Below are 15,087 nucleotides of genomic sequence, written 5' to 3' on the forward strand. Positions count from 1 at the left end.
GTGTTGGATGAAACGGCTTTTGACCTGCGAAAATACCTTCGGCGCAATTCGGCTTCGGTGACGGTGTGGATCGCACTGCTGACTTTGATCCTGTTTGGGCTGATGCGCTATGACAACTTTGGAAGCGCCTACAATTTCTCGTCTTTCCTGAATTACAACGCGATGTTCATTGCGATCGCGCTGGGCATGTGCTTCGTGATCATGACCGGCGGGATTGATTTGTCGGTCGGATCCGTGGCGGCCTTTACGTCGGTTGTTGCGGCCTATCTCAGCCCCTACGGGATTCAGATTGCGCTGCCGGGGGCCGTTCTTGCCGGCGTTGGCTTCGGAGCGATCAACGCCTTTTGCATAATCATCCTTCGGATCCCGCCCTTCATCGCCACACTGGCAACCATGCTAGCCGCCAAAGGCGGCGCATTGGTGATTTCGGGCGCCCAGACAATTTCGGTCGATTGGGGGTCGAACTTCACCAAGCTTGGCATGGGGCAGGCGTTTGGCCTGTTTCCTTGGGCAATCGTCATCGTAGCCGGATTGACGCTGGTACTTTGGCTGGTGCTGGAAAGGACAACCATCGGGCGGACCGTCTTGGCGATCGGGGGCAGCGAGGATGCCTCGAACCTAATGGGCCTGAAAGTCAATCGCGCCCAGGCTTTCGTCTACTTGCTTTCGGGAGGCTGCGCAGGGCTGGCTGGCGTCTTTCTGGCCTCGGGTTTTGGAGCCGGACAACCCCTTGAGGGCATCGGATGGGAATTGTCGGCCATCGCGTCCGTCGTTGTGGGCGGCACCTTGTTGACAGGTGGGATGGGGTCGATCCCTGCGACCGTGGCCGGAGCGCTTTTGTTGGGTCTGGTGTTCAACGTTCTGAACTTTGAAAACGGTCAGGGCACCATCAGTTTCAGCGCCTATTGGCAGATGGTCATACGTGGAGGCTTTCTTTTTGCGGTCATCCTTTTACAGTCTCGGGTTATTGCCAGGCAGCAGAAGGTCTTGGGTTCGTGAATCGCATAGAAAGTGTTTCAGCGCGGCTGTTCAACGTCCCGCTCGCCGAAGTCCTGGTCGATGCCAAACATGGGGATCACACGTTCTTTCAATTGATCACCGTCACCATTCAAACGACGGATGGGGTCGAGGGGGTTGGGTACACCTATACGGGCGGCAAGGGCGGTCATGCCATTCTGGCGATGATCCAGCATGACCTAGCGCCGTTCCTGGTTGGGCAAGACGCCGAACAGATCGAAAGCCTGTACGATGCCATGCAGTGGCATGTGCACTACGTTGCACGGGGCGGGATCGCCTCGTTCGCTATCTCGGCCGTGGATATTGCCCTTTGGGACATTCGTGGCAGAACGCAGAATGCACCACTGTGGCAAATGGCTGGTGGAGCGTCCAAACGGTGCAAGGCCTATGCCGGCGGGATCGACCTGAATTTCTCGTTGGAGAAACTGCTGCGGCAGACCGAAGGCTACCTTGCGCGTGGGTTCAACGCGGTCAAGATCAAGGTTGGGCAACCGGATCTGGTCGACGATCTTGCACGTGCCCGGGCAGTGCGCGAGATGCTGGGGCCGGACCGGTTCTTCATGGTCGATGCGAATTACTCCATGAGCGTCGAGCAGGCCATCGAGGCCGCCCAAGGGTTCGCAGACTGCGATATCCTGTGGTTCGAGGAGCCGACAATTCCAGACGATTACAAAGGCTATGGCCGAATTGCCGAAGCCACGGGCGTTCCCCTTGCCATGGGTGAAAACCTACACACGATTCACGAATTCGAATACGCCTTTGATGACGCGAAGTTGAGTTTCATCCAGCCCGATGCCTCAAACTGCGGTGGGATCACCGGTTGGCTGCGCGTGGCCGGGCTAAGCGCACAGTACGACATTCCGGTTTGCAGTCATGGGATGCAGGAGCTGCACGTCAGCCTTGTTGCCGCGCAACCCAACGCAGGGTGGCTAGAAGTACACTCATTCCCGATAGATCAGTACACGACCCGTCCGCTGGTTGTGGAAGACTGTATGGCCGTGGCCCCGGATACACCGGGAACCGGAGTGGAATTCGACTGGGACAAACTGAATGCGGAACACATGGAGATGCATACATGACAACCGAGACGATCTGTGCGGCATACTACAGGGGCAACAAGAGCTTTGTTGTAGAGCAAGCCCAAGCGACGGATCCGGGCCCCGGCGAGGCTGCTGTTCGCGTTGCCTATTGTGGGATTTGCGGGACGGATATGCACGTCTACCACGGCAACATGGATGCCCGTGTCGGCCTGAATCGGGTGATTGGACATGAAATGTCAGGTGTCGTCGAAGCGGTGGGCGAGGGCGTCGATACGGTAAAACCCGGCCAGAAGGTCGTGGTCCGACCGCTGGATCACTGCGGAGAATGCCCGGTCTGCAAACGGGGGCATCAGCATATCTGTCAGAACCTCAAGTTTCTCGGCCTCGATACCGATGGTGCCATGCAAGAGATCTGGACCGTTCCGGCCCACACCTTGCACGTTCTACCGGATGACTTGCGCATGGATCACGCGGCGCTGATCGAGCCGGTCGCCGTTGCCTGCCACGATGTGCGCTTGTCTGGCCTGCAACCTGGCGAGGACGTCGTCGTCATCGGCGGCGGCCCGATCGGCATCCTGGTTGCCATGGTTGCGCGGGACGCGGGCGGAAACGTCGTGATTTCCGAAGTGAACCCAAACCGCTTGGCCATTGCCGAAAAGCTTGGTTTTGACACGATCAACCCAATCGAAACCGATCTGGTGGCCACGATCAACGGGCGCACGGGCGACAAAGGGGCGGATGTAGTTTTCGAGGTATCGGGAACGCAGCCCGGTGTTGATGCGATGACAGCGGTTGCCGCGACGCGGGCCCGGATCGTGATGGTCGCGATCCATGCTCAAAAACCCCATATCGACCTGTTCCAATTCTTCTGGCGAGAGCTGCAACTGATCGGTGCTCGGGTCTATGAGCCGGAGGATTACGAGAAGGCGATCGCAGTTGTCGCTTCGGGCGGAGTGGACGCGGATGTTGTGATTACCGACGTCAGCCCTCTGTCAGACATTCAGGCTGCGTTCGAAGCACTGGATCGCAGCCCAACCGCAATGAAAAGCCTGATCGAAGTAGGACCGCGTTCATGAGTGTTTTGCAAAGTTTCGACCTGACGGGAAAAACGGCACTTGTGACCGGGTGCAAACGCGGCATCGGGCGCGGCATGGCCGAGGCATTGGCATCGGCCGGAGCTGATATTATCGGAGTGTCCGCCTCGCTCGAGCTGTCCGGCTCGGAGGTCGAAAAAGCCGTCACGGCGATGGGGCGCAGTTTCCGGGCTTACCAATGCGACTTCTCGGACCGCTCCGCGCTGCATGGGTTCATTGATCAGTTGAGGGCCGACGGACAAACCCCTGATATCCTTGTCAACAATGCCGGCACGATCAAACGCAAGCCAGCCGCCGAACACCCGGACGACTGGTGGGACGAAGTGATTGAGGTCAACCTGTCCTCGCAATTCGTTCTGTCTCGCGAGATCGGTAAGGAAATGCTGGCGCGCGGCTCGGGCAAGATCATCTTCACCGCATCGCTGCTGACGTTTCAGGGCGGCATCACCGTTCCCGGATATGCGGCGTCGAAAGGTGGGATTGGACAGCTGACCAAGGCCTTGGCCAATGAATGGGCCGGGCAGGGTGTGAACGTGAATGCAATCGCCCCCGGCTACATCGCGACCGACAATACCCAAGCTTTGCAGGACGATCCGGTTCGGTCGAAGTCGATTCTGGAACGAACACCCCAGGGCCGTTGGGGTACGCCTGGTGATTTTGCCGGACCCGTGGTTTTTCTGGCTTCTGCAGCGTCGGACTACGTCAACGGTGAAATCCTTGTTGTCGACGGGGGCTGGATGGGGCGGTAACACCGTCAACGCGCCACGGGACCCAAGGCATCACGTCCCGATGTAGTGCACCTTCAATCGCCGCGTCTTGGGTGCCTCGCGGTGTTCGAACAGGTACAGGCTTTGTACGCGGCCCAGCGGAAGTTGCCCCTGTTCGACCGGGATGGACACCTGCGTTTGCGTCACCAGCGCGCGCAGATGCGATGGCGCGTTGTCGTCTTCGGTCGGGCGGTGGTGATATTTGCCTGGTGACTTGGGGACCAGTTCTTCGAAGAACGTCTCGATATCCTTGACCACCTCGGGATCGGCATTGGCCTGTACCAACAGCGCGGCACCTGTATGGACACACCAAAGGGTCAGTAGGCCCGAGCCAAATCCATGTTCAGACACCGTACGCTGAACCACCCCGCTGATGTCGGTGAGGGATTTGCCGGGCGTTTCAATGGACAAGTCAAAAAACTCTTGCTTCATCCATCCGATCCTTTCCTTGATTTTGCGCGAATACGCCCAGCTTTCCGCACCCCATTCGGCATTCAACTTTGAGGCTTAAGAATTTAATTTGTAACACGCTAAAGCTTTCATTCATGCAAACAGGCCTTTGAACCTGTCTATGCACAGACGAAACCCATCTTCGAAATTTCCGTTGCCGGGATGATAAACGCTTTCGAAGGAAATCACGCCATCATAGCCGTCGGATCTGAGCGCGTCCGCGATGGGTTGGAACAGAGGCGCAAGCTGACCTTCCCCCATGCGGCGCACTTCCAGCGTTGCCCGTGGCGTGTCGACCTTTACGTCCTTGATGTGAATGTGCCCCAGATAGCCGCCGCGCAGTTCTTCGTAACCGTCCGGGTATGCCAGTTCATGGCACCAGCAATTGTTTCCGGGGTCCCAAAGAATTTTCAACGCATCCTTTGCATCCAACTCGTCGATCAGTTTGCGGGCTGTATAGTTGGAATTGACCAGCGTGCCGTTTCCGGTTTCTACGACAAGCGTCACGCCCTCAGCCCTGGCAAGTTCAACCGCCGGCGCGATCAGCGGCGGCATCGAGTCCCATACCCCATGCGCCACGTTCCACTTCTCGGCGCCGTTTTTTCCCCAGAGTATCTGCTCTTTTCGTTGGGTCATGATCCGAACCAGCGGAGACCCCACGATATGCGCCATGTCGATCACGCGTTTCAAGGCGTCCATGTGTCGGGTGTGCAGGTTGTCGCCGGGCCTGTTGGCAGCTGTCATCCCCGCAAAGATATGGCGCGACAGACACGACACAAGCTTGCCCCGGTCGCGCAAGAGCGCGTCGATCTCGGCAATTTCCTGCGGGGAATGGTCCCCGACCTCGGTGTCGCCCACGAACTGTAGCTCTGCATAGTCCAGGCTGAATTCGTCCATTACGTCCACGGCCTGCCGCAGATCGCGGGAAATGCCGTCGCAAATCACACCTAGTTTCATATCCGGTCCTCTCAGCGATGCAATTCTGCGCCAACGATCTCTTCGATGACCTGAGTACACACCCAGTTGTCGCCGTTCGGGTATTTGGTTTTTCCTGCGTGAAAGATCTGCATTGCGGATGACGCTGTGTGCATTGGAACGCCCAACGAACCGGCCAGTGCCAGCGAGATAGTCAGGTCCTTGTGCATGGTTGCGATATGGCTACCGGTGGCCTCGAACTTGCGATCAATGATGTTTTCAAGGGCGGTATTCACGACGCCGCACCCCGCGCTGGATGAGGAGAACACATCAAGTAATGCCTGACCGCTGACACCGGCTTTGGCCGCCAGGGCCGCAGCCTCGAATGTGGCGGAAAAGATCGATCCGATCAGAGATTGCAGGCAGGCTTTCACGGTTTGCCCGTCGCCGGCGTTTTCTCCGACCCGATGAATGGTTGCCGACACTGCCTGCATGACTTCTGCATTTCTGTCCAGCACATCCGCAGCACCGGCAGCCATCATCGTCAATGTGCCGTTCTGCGCGCCGGGGAACCCACCCGAGACAGGGGTGTCTATTAGGTGGATGCCCGAGCCCTCCATATCCTGCCCGATGGCGCGGGCTTCGGCCGGGGTAATGGTCGCCGACAGGATGACCGTTCCGCCTTTCGCCATGTTCGGAACCAGCCCGTTTTCACCCAAGATGACATCGCGGGCCTGATCTCCGCTCATCACCATGACAAACACAGTGGCGGCGTGACGACCGACTTGCCCCACGCTGTCCTTGGGCCGGCCGCCCATGTCGGCAAATGCCGTCATGCGTGTCATGCTCAGGTCGAAACCGGATGTTTCAAAGCCATTCTTGATCAGGTTCTTGGCAAGGCCGCTGCCCATGTCGCCAAGACCGATTACGCCTGCGGTTTTCATTTGGACTCCTCCCGTTCTTCCGTCGTTGCCGTCTGGCAGACGTTTCGAAAAATGATGCCCCAAGGCATCGGTTTTCGCGGGAGTTTCACGCGTCTTGAACAGACGTCGGGCGAGTCCGGAAGACACCCCGCTGCCCGTTTACGTCCCGCAAGTAAACGAAGAATGCGGCGCACAGGCAAGCAAAGAAGTGTTACGGACGGAAAGAAACTGCCTGATCCGACGTGTCAGGAAAACGCCGCCATGATGCCGCGCAATTCTGCCAGCCCGCGCATTCGTCCGATCAGCGGATAGCCGGGAGTGCTGTGTCCGCCCAGATCGCTCAGCAGCTCTTGTCCGTGGTCGGGTCGCATCGGAATTTGCCAGTCGTCCCGCCCTTGAGATTTGCGGCGGCGTTGTTCTTTCATCAGCTCGCGAATGGTTCCGATCATGTCGGTGTCACCCTCCAGATGCGGAGCCTCATAGAAATCGGGTTTCTGGCTGTCTGACCCCGCGATGCGTCGGGTGTTTCGCAAGTGAACAAAGTGAATCCGGTCGCCATGCCGGCGAACGAACTCCGGCCCATCGAATTCAGGGGAAACACCCAGCGATCCGGTACACAAGGTTGCGCCGTTCGCGGGCATATCAACCGCATCCAGTACGGCGCCGTAGTCCTCGGTACTGGACATGACCCGCGGCAGACCGAGCAACGAGAAGGGCGGATCATCGGGATGACAGCACAAGCGCACCCCCAATTCTTGGGCTATCGGGGCGACCTCAGACAGGAAGTCGATGAGGTTTGCGCGCAGCCGGTCACGGTCTATCTCGGCATATGTCTGCAGCAAGCCGCGCACGTCCTCTACGCTCCACTGATCGTTGGCGCCGGGCAGCCCCGCTGTGACATTGTGCTGCAACTGGGCCTTGGATTCCTCCGACATGCGCGAAAAGCGATCCTTGGCCGTTTGCTGGACGACGCTGGAATAGTCTTCCGACGCGCCCGGACGTTCGAGAATATGTATGTCGAAAACAGCAAAATCGGTCAGGTCGAACAGCATGGCCGTTCCGCAATGCGGCTGTGGGGCACGAAGGGCGGTGCGCGTCCAATCCAGGATCGGCATGAAGTTGTAGCAAACAACTTTGACGCCACGGACGGACAGGGCCCTGAGGCTGGACTTGTACGCCTGCAGATGCTCGGCCATGTCTGCCGACTGCGTCTTGATAGCCTCCGATACGGGCAGGCTTTCGACAACGTCCCAACTGTACCCGGCCGCGGCAAGAACGGCCTGCCGGTCGGCGATGCTCGGTTCATCCCAAGGCTGTCCGGGTGGGATGTGATGCAGCGCGGTGACGATTCCCTGAACCCCGACTTGATGGAGATCGGCCAGGGCGATCGGATCCTCGGGTCCGAACCAACGCCAGCATTGTTTCATGGCAGCCATCCTTCATACAGTGGGTGATCGGGCCTGATGGGAAGGGCAACGCGCTGCCCGGTGCGCGCTGCGTGATAAATCGCCGTCACAAGGCCGATGGACGCAGCGCCATCCTTCAGCGTAACGGCCGAATTTGCCTCGGACCGCAGTGCCTTGCCGACTTCGGTAAAGAACCCTTCGAAACCTGTTGGTTCGGCAGCGGCTGCTGCAAGGGCCTCGTCGATAGCGGCTTGATCCACCGGATCCCGCGCGGCGAATGTCCAAGGCGTTTGGCCCGGGGCATAGGGTTCTGTGCCAGAGGTGGCGGTCACCTTTTCAAAGACGAACCGCAGGCGGGTTTCGTCCGTGGCGGCGCCCAGGGTGATATTGCTTGTGCACAAGGCTCCGGAAGTCATGCCGAAGCAGATCGCGGCGCAGTCTTCCGTCTCGATCGGGTTGACCCGCGTCGTTGTCATTGCAGACACCCAGGCGATATCGCCCGCGATATGAGTCAGCAGATCATGGTTGTGGATGGCATGGCCCAGAACCGCGCCGCCGCGTTCACCGGCCCATGTTCCTCGCCACGGCACCGCGTAATAGTCCGCCTCTCGGGACCAATGGGTTTCAAGCGCGGCAGTTTGGACCGCTCCGGTCAGGCCTGCGCGTTGTAAGTGGCGCAGTTGGGCCAGTGACGGGCCCCACCGGTATTGAAAGACCGGAAACACCTGCTTGCCCGCGCTGCGTGCGGCTATGGTGATCCGATCCACATCCTGCAGCGAGGTCGCAAGAGGCTTTTCGCAGACAACGTGTTTTCCTGCGGCCAGTGCCGAAAGGGTGGTCGGTACATGCAGATGGGGCGGTAGGCAGATGTCGATGACATCAATCGCCGGATCATCCAGCGCGTCCTGAATATTGGTCAGAGAGCGAAAATCCGAGTTCTGTCGAATCTGTTCTATCCGGTCCGTATTCTGGTCGACCATGGCGGCTACGCGGAAGTCGCGGTCAAGCCGTTCCAGTGCGCTCAGATGTTGCGCACCGATACCAGCGCCAAGGATCGCAACGTTGATCATTTGCGTTCCGCCATTTCCTGCGCGTGCAATGCCAGTTCCATGACCGTAAAGCAGTGGGTTTGGATCATCGCGGTTTCGGTCCGGTTACGGATGTCATCGGCCAAGCGCGAAAAGTAGGGAAGGCCGGCGTCAGATGCGTCGATCTTTTGGCAGGTTTCACCATTGACTAGGATCAGATGGTCTGTTCCCGAGGCTCCACCCACATCAACGTATTTCCGCAACTCGATATAGCCTTCGGTGCCCAGGATCGTCAGGCGACCATCTCCCCAGTTTGGCAGGGCATCCGGCGTAAACCAGTCAACCCGGATGTACCCGGTGCCGTTCTCGCTTCGTAGATTGAGCTCTCCGAAATCCTGCAATCCGGGATCTTTGGGGTTTGCGTAGTTCGCCACACAAGCGTTTGTGATTTCCGCGGTTTCCGAACCTGTGTAGTGCAAGAACTGATCGATCTGATGCGAGGCGATGTCGGTCAGAATACCGCCATAGCGTTCACGTTTAAAAAACCACTCCGGCCGGGTTGCCCGGTTCAATCGGTGCGGGCCAAGTCCGACCGTCTGGATCACGCGCCCGATGGCACCGGCCTCGACCAACTCGGTCGCCCGGGTGCTGACGGGCGTTTCAAACCTTTCGGAAAAATTCACCGACCAGATGCGACCGGTGTCCGCAACCGCCCGTTTGATCTGGTCGAGTTGCTCGAACGTCGTACAGCCCGGCTTGTCGCTCATGACGTCCATGCCGTTTTGCATGGCGCGGATTGTCAAAGCGGCCCTATCTGCCGGTATTGCCGAAATTAGCGCCAGATCCGCCCCGCAAGTTAAGGCGTCTTCCAGTCGGGCCAGCCGTGGAATATCGGGAAACCTTTTGACGTAGCCCGCCAGCGTTTCGGGTTCGCCTTGTGTCCAAAAGCCAACGCAGTCCACGCCGATTTTGCGCATGTTTTCCGTCATGCCATAGATATGGCGGTGGTCCAGGCCTAGGGCGACGCAGGTCAGGCTCATGAGATGACTCGTGTTTTCTGGCCGGTTCGATTGGCGATCTGCATCGTGTCTATGACGGCGTGGGTCAAAAGGGCACTGCGTCCGGTGGCCATGGGTCGCGTTCCACCGGCGAGTGCGTTGGCAAAATCCTCTATGACCGCCTGGTGCCATTCATGGGTGAACGCCATGGGATCGGCCCCGCCGCCTGTGGCGGACGTTTCGCCAAACGTGGATTTCTGACCATCGAAAGTGGTTAAGGTCAGGACACCTGACTCCAGATGCGCTTTGGCGTGCGTGCCCTGGATGGTGATGGACTCTGCGGCCCCGGGATATACGGCGGTGGTTGCCATCAACGTTCCCACCGCGCCGTTATCCATTTCAAAGATTGCACCTGCCCAATCCTCGGCCTCGAGATCGTGCAACGGAGTTTTTCTCATCATGGCTTGAATGTCCGAGATCGGCCCCAGCAGCCACATCGCGAGGTCAAGCGTGTGGATTGCCTGCGAAATCATGACACCGCCTCCGTCGCGTGCATAAGTGCCGCGACCTGGCTCGTCATAATAGCTCTGATCGCGCCACCAGGGGACACGGATTTCCACCGTGGCGATCGCGCCCAACTCACCCTGTACAATGGCTGATTTCAGCGCCTGCGAGGCGGCGCGAGCGCGGTGCTGAAAAACGATGCCCAGCAGCACGCCAGACACCTCGCACTGCTCGACTATGGCTGCCGCGGCGCCCAGCGTTCTTTCGATAGGCTTTTCCATTAGGATCGGTTTCGAAGCGGTCGAAAGAACCCGCACCAACTCTGTGCGCTGATCAGGCGGGGTTGCGATGATCGCAAAGTCGACGTTTGAGTCGTTTGCGATTTCCTCAACCGAGCTGAACGCGCGGGTGTCGTTTCGCTGCGCGAACTCAGCTGCTTTTTCAGGATTGCGCCCTAAGACGCCAGCAAGATTGAGACCTCGCTCCGATGCCTGAATGGCAGCAACATGCGTTCCCGAAACCATCCCCAAACCAATCAGCGCAATATTCATTCATTCCCCCGGATCACCCGGTCAGTCTGCGGGTTCGAACGGGAAAGATGCAACCATAAAAACTGTGTTAACAATTGCGGGCAGCAGTATCGGAGGCAGAATTGACTGGTAATTTGAATGGCATGGCAGAAGGCCTGTACCTGGGCATCAAGGACCTCCCGATCGTGTCTCCGCATGGTCACTGCGATCCGGGGTGGTTTGCAACCGATGCGCCGTTTCCCAACCCGGCAGAACTGCTGGTGGTTCCCGACCATTACGTGTTCCGTATGCTCTATTCGCAGGGCGTTCCCTTGTCCGAACTTGGCATTGGGGAAGAGGGGCGAAAGAAGGATCCTCGCGCCGTTTTTCGCACTTTTGCCGAGCACTGGCATTTGTTTCTGGGAACGCCATCTCGGATCTGGATGAATTACGTGCTGCATGAAACGCTGGGCGTGTCTGAGGAGTTGTCTTCGCGCACGGCAGACCAGGTTTACGATAAGATCTCAGGAAAGCTGGCGCGACCTGAATTTCGTCCGAGGGCTTTGTTCGACAGATTTGGGATCGAGGTTCTGGCCACCACAGATTCCGCTCTCGACAGCCTCGTTGAGCATCGGGAGATTCGTACAAGCGATTGGGGTGGGCGAGTTATTCCGGCGTTCCGCCCAGACGGGGTTTTGGATGGGGCGGACCCGGAGTTCGTACAAAACCTGAAAAAGTTGGCCGAGCTGACGGGCTGCGATCTGGGCAGCTACGATGGCTACCTCAACGCGCTGCGAATGCGGCGGGCTTATTTCATCCAGCTGGGCTGTACGGCCACTGACCACGGTATCGAACGTGTGCAGACCGAGTGGCTGGACGACCCGGATGCGCTGTACCAACGGCTGAGACGGCGGGAAGGGGCCGAACAGGATGCTCGCCGGTTCTATGGACATATGCTGATCGAAATGGCGCAGATGTCTATCGATGATGGTCTGACCATGCAGATACATGCTGGCAGCAAGCGCAACACGAACGACGCGGTAATGCGGGACTTCGGACGGGACAAGGGGGCGGACATTCCAATCGCTATGAATTGGGTCACGGGCCTTGAGGCGCTTTTGAACCGGGTCGGAAACTCGGCGGAACTGCGCATCATACTCTTCACATTGGACGAAAGCACCTATGCCCGTGAACTGGCGCCCATGGCGGGACATTGGCCGTGCCTTAGGATCGGGCCGCCTTGGTGGTTCCACGACAGCCCAGCCGGTATAGCGCGGTATTTCGATCAGATTGTTGAAACGTCCGGATACTACAATCTGGCCGGATTCAATGACGACACGCGGGCCTTTCTGTCCATTCCTGCACGGCACGACCTGTGGCGACGGGGAGTGGCGATTCATTTGGCCGATCAGGTTGCGCGCGGCTATTTCGGTCGGGATAGTGCTGAGCATCTTGCGCGGTTGCTGGCTGTCGATTTGGCGAAACAAGTTTACGGATTGCAAAGCTAGATGGGTACAATTCTTCACTTCGGCCTTGGAAACTTCGCCCGGGCGCATTTGCTGGACTACACGGATCAAGCTGGCGGATGGGACGTTGTCGGCGTCAGCCTGCGTTCATCCTCGGTTCGGGATGGATTGGCCCAACAAGGTTTCGAGTACGATTTGTGCGTACAGGGGCAGGGCGTCCGGCGCATCAAAGCTCTGCGTGACGTTCTGGTCGTGCCCAATGATCGCACAGAGATTTTCGATGTGATGGCGGATGCCGAGATCATCTCGGCGACCGTCACCGAGAAAGGTTACCATTTGGACGCCGCGGGCAATCTGAACCTTCAGGACCCAGCGATTGCCGCCGATCTGGCAGGGAAAGGGCCTGCGACGCTGATCGGGTTTTTAGCTTATGGCCTTGCGGAACGGTGCAAGCCAGTAACGGTGCTAAGCTGTGACAATCGCATGGAAAACGGCAAAACGCTCGAAATGGCAGTTGCCGATTTTGCGAATGCAGCCGGCCTGGACGTGAATTGGAATGCCGTTCGCTTTCCAAACGCGATGGTCGACCGGATCACCCCGGCTACCACGGACGCCGTTCGCGCAATCAGCGGCGATCCTATGGCTGTTCCGACCGAGGCGTTTTCGGAGTGGGTGATCGAAGACAGTTTCGCCGGTCCGCACCCGGATTGGCCGGGCGTGCAACTGGTCGATGACGTAGCCCCGCACGAGATGCGAAAGCTGCGCATGTTGAACGGTGCCCATTCCCTGTTGGCTTATGGCGGCTTGGAGCGAGGCCTGACCTACGTCCACGAAGCGGTTCGAGACCCGGTTTTGCGCCCGCTGGTTTCCGAGTTGATGAAGGATGCGGGCGCAACGCTGCCCGCAGCACTGCAAGTACAGGTTCCGGACTATGCCGAGGCTTTGTTGCGCCGCTTTGAAAACCTCGAGCTGGCGCACCGTCTGGACCAAATCGCGATGGATGGCAGCCAAAAGCTGCCGTATCGGTTTGTTCCCACACTCCGTGAGACCGGCTCTCAGGCGGTGATTGCAGGGATGCGGGCCTGGATCTCCTTTTGCATGTCCGAGACCGCCAAGGGCAGGACGCTGAACGATCCTTGCGCGTTGGAAATCGCCTCGGCTGTCAAACAGCCAGATCCGGTAGTGCCACTTTTGGACCTTGTTGGCGCTGAGGATCTCGCGTCACTTATCCGGGAATGATCGCGCCGCGGAACTGAACAACGGTGGACGCCAGATTGTGTCCGGCCATCAGGGCCTTGGCCTGCGATTTTCCTGTCAGCAAGGCTGCGAGGTACCCACCGTTGAAACTGTCGCCCGCCGCTGTGGTATCCAGCACGTTTTTGGCAGGCTCATAGGTTTGGTCAATGTTCTGACCAATGGGCAGAGGGCCATCCTCTCCGCGTTTCAATGCACCGACACCGTGATGATCGGTAAAGCGTGCCGCCACTTGATCCGCGCTTTCCCCGAACAGTGCCATCTCGTCGTCGATGGATGGTAGGGCAATATCTGCACGCTGCCAAAGCCGTTGGTTGATCTGCCGGGCGTGTTCGGCGCTGTCCCAAAGACGCGGACGAAAATTGCTGTCATAGACCAACCGGACTGAAGAGCCTTCGAGCCAGTCCAGAAGCGCAAGCCTTACTGAATGCGGAAGAATGGCCACGGAAATCCCTGACAAGTACAGCACGTCGTAACCTTTCAGCGAGCTGAAGTCATGATCGGCAAAAAGCTGGCGGGCGGCCGCCTCGCTGCGCCAATAGGTAAAGCTGCGTTCACCGTCCGCAGAGGTCGTGATCGCGTATAGTCCCGGAGAAGCGTTGGGAATGATGCGGATGCCGGATGTCCCGATGCCATGGCTGGCGACAAAGTCCGCGATGCGCCCTGAGAACGGGTCGTCGCCCAGACATGTCACATACTCCACCTGCAGATCAGGAGCCGCGCGGTGCATGTAGATGGCTGTGTTCAGCGTATCCCCGGCGACGCCCAACTTCGCGCCGGTCTCCAGCATGGACAATTCGATCATTGCTTCGCCGATGCAGGCAATTCGCGTCATTTCTTTTCTCTTTTCCAGATGATGAGCCCGGCAACCATGATCAGCGCAGCCCCTGCCAACGTGAATGCGTCCGGTACAGTGTCAAAGAACAGATAGCCCCAGATCGCAACGTAGATCAGGAACGAATAGGTGAATGGCATCAACTGGTTCGCCGTTCCGAACCGATGCGCGTTAGTCAGCAGTTGATGCCCGCACCAGCCAAAGACGCCAAGGCTAATCAGGACTATCAGACTCCAGGTGTTTTCCGGCTGGACCCAAAACCAGATGGCGAAGGGCAGCAGGACCACCGTCCCGGTAAGCCCGAGGTAGAATTGCATGGTATCCACCGCAACAACCCCGGACAGCCTGCGCGTCATGATCGAATACAAGGCCAGCGCAGTGGCGTTATAGACGATCAGCAGCATGGTCGGATGAAAGGCCGAACCAAACGGCCGCACGACAACCAACACCCCCAGAAAGCCCAGGATGATAGCCGCCCAACGCCATGGTCCTACTCTCTCCTTCAGCACGAAAACGGACAGGAAGCACACGATGACCGGGCTTGAGAACATGATTGCCGACACGACGGTCAGAGGCAAAAACCGCAAGGCATAAAAGTTGAAAACGGTCGCCGAGATCAGCAGTAAGGCCCGGCTAATGACCTGCCATGGATGGTCGGTCTTGAATCGGCTGGCCTCAATCCCGCCTTTGGCGATCACACCCACAGAGATCACAAAGTGCCCCGCGTAGCGCATGAACGCCAACTGAAATGCCGGCACGCCGGCCAACGCCAACCACTTGGCCCCAAGGTCAACCAACGAAAAGAATAGCCACGCCATCAGCATCAGCACAATGCCAAGGCGCGGCAGGTCAGCGGTGGGGTTGGCGGAGACGGCCATCGA

At 58.4% G+C, this 15,087-nt stretch carries 15 protein-coding genes; 6 read left to right on the forward strand and 9 right to left on the reverse strand.

Annotation, left to right across the window (positions count from 1 at the left end; all coding sequences use genetic code 11):
- The 4 genes from AC2FI8_RS17920 to AC2FI8_RS17935 are packed head-to-tail and all read left to right on the forward strand — an operon-like array spanning nt 1 to nt 3,900.
- Complete coding sequence (locus AC2FI8_RS17920) at nt 1–999, forward strand: ABC transporter permease (RefSeq protein ID WP_496780452.1); 999 nt, start codon at nt 1–3, stop codon at nt 997–999.
- Nucleotides 996–2,096 (forward strand): mandelate racemase/muconate lactonizing enzyme family protein, encoded by a 1,101-nt coding sequence (locus tag AC2FI8_RS17925; RefSeq protein WP_496780453.1) that lies wholly within the window; start codon nt 996–998, stop codon nt 2,094–2,096. The genes AC2FI8_RS17920 and AC2FI8_RS17925 overlap by 4 nt, the downstream gene beginning before the upstream one ends.
- Entirely contained in the window at nt 2,093–3,133 is a 1,041-nt protein-coding gene (locus AC2FI8_RS17930; RefSeq protein WP_496713105.1) for a zinc-dependent alcohol dehydrogenase, read from the forward strand. Before AC2FI8_RS17925 ends, AC2FI8_RS17930 begins: the two co-directional genes overlap by 4 nt.
- Entirely contained in the window at nt 3,130–3,900 is a 771-nt protein-coding gene (locus AC2FI8_RS17935) for an SDR family oxidoreductase (protein WP_496713107.1), read from the forward strand. The genes AC2FI8_RS17930 and AC2FI8_RS17935 overlap by 4 nt, the downstream gene beginning before the upstream one ends.
- A gap of 30 nt (nt 3,901–3,930) precedes the next feature.
- Here the strand turns inward: AC2FI8_RS17935 and AC2FI8_RS17940 are convergent, their stop codons facing one another.
- From AC2FI8_RS17940 to AC2FI8_RS17970, 7 genes are all read right to left on the reverse strand, one after another.
- Nucleotides 3,931–4,350 (reverse strand): secondary thiamine-phosphate synthase enzyme YjbQ, encoded by a 420-nt coding sequence (locus AC2FI8_RS17940; protein ID WP_496780454.1) that lies wholly within the window; start codon nt 4,348–4,350, stop codon nt 3,931–3,933.
- 111 nt (nt 4,351–4,461) lie between these two features.
- A complete protein-coding gene (locus AC2FI8_RS17945; protein ID WP_496780455.1) occupies nt 4,462–5,325 on the reverse strand; it encodes a sugar phosphate isomerase/epimerase family protein in 864 nt (287 codons plus the stop codon).
- Nucleotides 5,326–5,336: 11 nt separating this feature from the next.
- The gene (locus AC2FI8_RS17950) at nt 5,337–6,227 is read right to left on the reverse strand and encodes an NAD(P)-dependent oxidoreductase (protein ID WP_496689778.1); all 891 of its coding nucleotides are present in this window, start codon (nt 6,225–6,227) and stop codon (nt 5,337–5,339) included.
- 224 nt (nt 6,228–6,451) lie between these two features.
- Nucleotides 6,452–7,633: a mannonate dehydratase gene (gene uxuA, locus AC2FI8_RS17955; RefSeq protein WP_496689779.1), complete on the reverse strand. Its 1,182-nt coding sequence runs from the start codon at nt 7,631–7,633 to the stop codon at nt 6,452–6,454.
- Nucleotides 7,630–8,682, reverse strand: a complete 1,053-nt coding sequence (locus tag AC2FI8_RS17960; protein ID WP_496689780.1) for a Gfo/Idh/MocA family protein — start codon at nt 8,680–8,682, stop codon at nt 7,630–7,632. Before AC2FI8_RS17960 ends, uxuA begins: the two co-directional genes overlap by 4 nt.
- Nucleotides 8,679–9,680, reverse strand: coding sequence for a Gfo/Idh/MocA family protein (locus AC2FI8_RS17965; protein WP_496780456.1), 1,002 nt, complete (start codon nt 9,678–9,680; stop codon nt 8,679–8,681). Before AC2FI8_RS17965 ends, AC2FI8_RS17960 begins: the two co-directional genes overlap by 4 nt.
- Nucleotides 9,677–10,693, reverse strand: coding sequence for a Gfo/Idh/MocA family protein (locus AC2FI8_RS17970; RefSeq protein WP_496721881.1), 1,017 nt, complete (start codon nt 10,691–10,693; stop codon nt 9,677–9,679). The genes AC2FI8_RS17965 and AC2FI8_RS17970 overlap by 4 nt, the downstream gene beginning before the upstream one ends.
- Before the next feature lie 122 nt (nt 10,694–10,815).
- On the opposite strand from AC2FI8_RS17970, the gene uxaC reads away from it, so the two are divergent.
- Together uxaC and AC2FI8_RS17980 are read left to right on the forward strand one after the other, a co-directional pair.
- On the forward strand, nt 10,816–12,159 hold the full coding sequence (gene uxaC, locus AC2FI8_RS17975; RefSeq protein WP_496780493.1) for a glucuronate isomerase: 1,344 nt from the start codon (nt 10,816–10,818) through the stop codon (nt 12,157–12,159).
- Nucleotides 12,160–13,356, forward strand: coding sequence for a mannitol dehydrogenase family protein (locus AC2FI8_RS17980; protein ID WP_496721883.1), 1,197 nt, complete (start codon nt 12,160–12,162; stop codon nt 13,354–13,356).
- Here AC2FI8_RS17980 and AC2FI8_RS17985 read toward each other — a convergent pair.
- Nucleotides 13,343–14,206, reverse strand: a complete 864-nt coding sequence (locus AC2FI8_RS17985) for a sugar kinase (protein ID WP_058277412.1) — start codon at nt 14,204–14,206, stop codon at nt 13,343–13,345. The genes AC2FI8_RS17980 and AC2FI8_RS17985 overlap by 14 nt on opposite strands.
- Nucleotides 14,203–15,084 carry a DMT family transporter gene (locus AC2FI8_RS17990; RefSeq protein WP_496780457.1) on the reverse strand — a complete coding sequence of 294 codons (882 nt, stop codon included), beginning with the start codon at nt 15,082–15,084 and terminating at the stop codon, nt 14,203–14,205. Before AC2FI8_RS17990 ends, AC2FI8_RS17985 begins: the two co-directional genes overlap by 4 nt.
- Nucleotides 15,085–15,087: the final 3 nt, after the last annotated feature.

It is taken from the genome of Ruegeria sp. CDSB029, assembly GCF_059611125.1.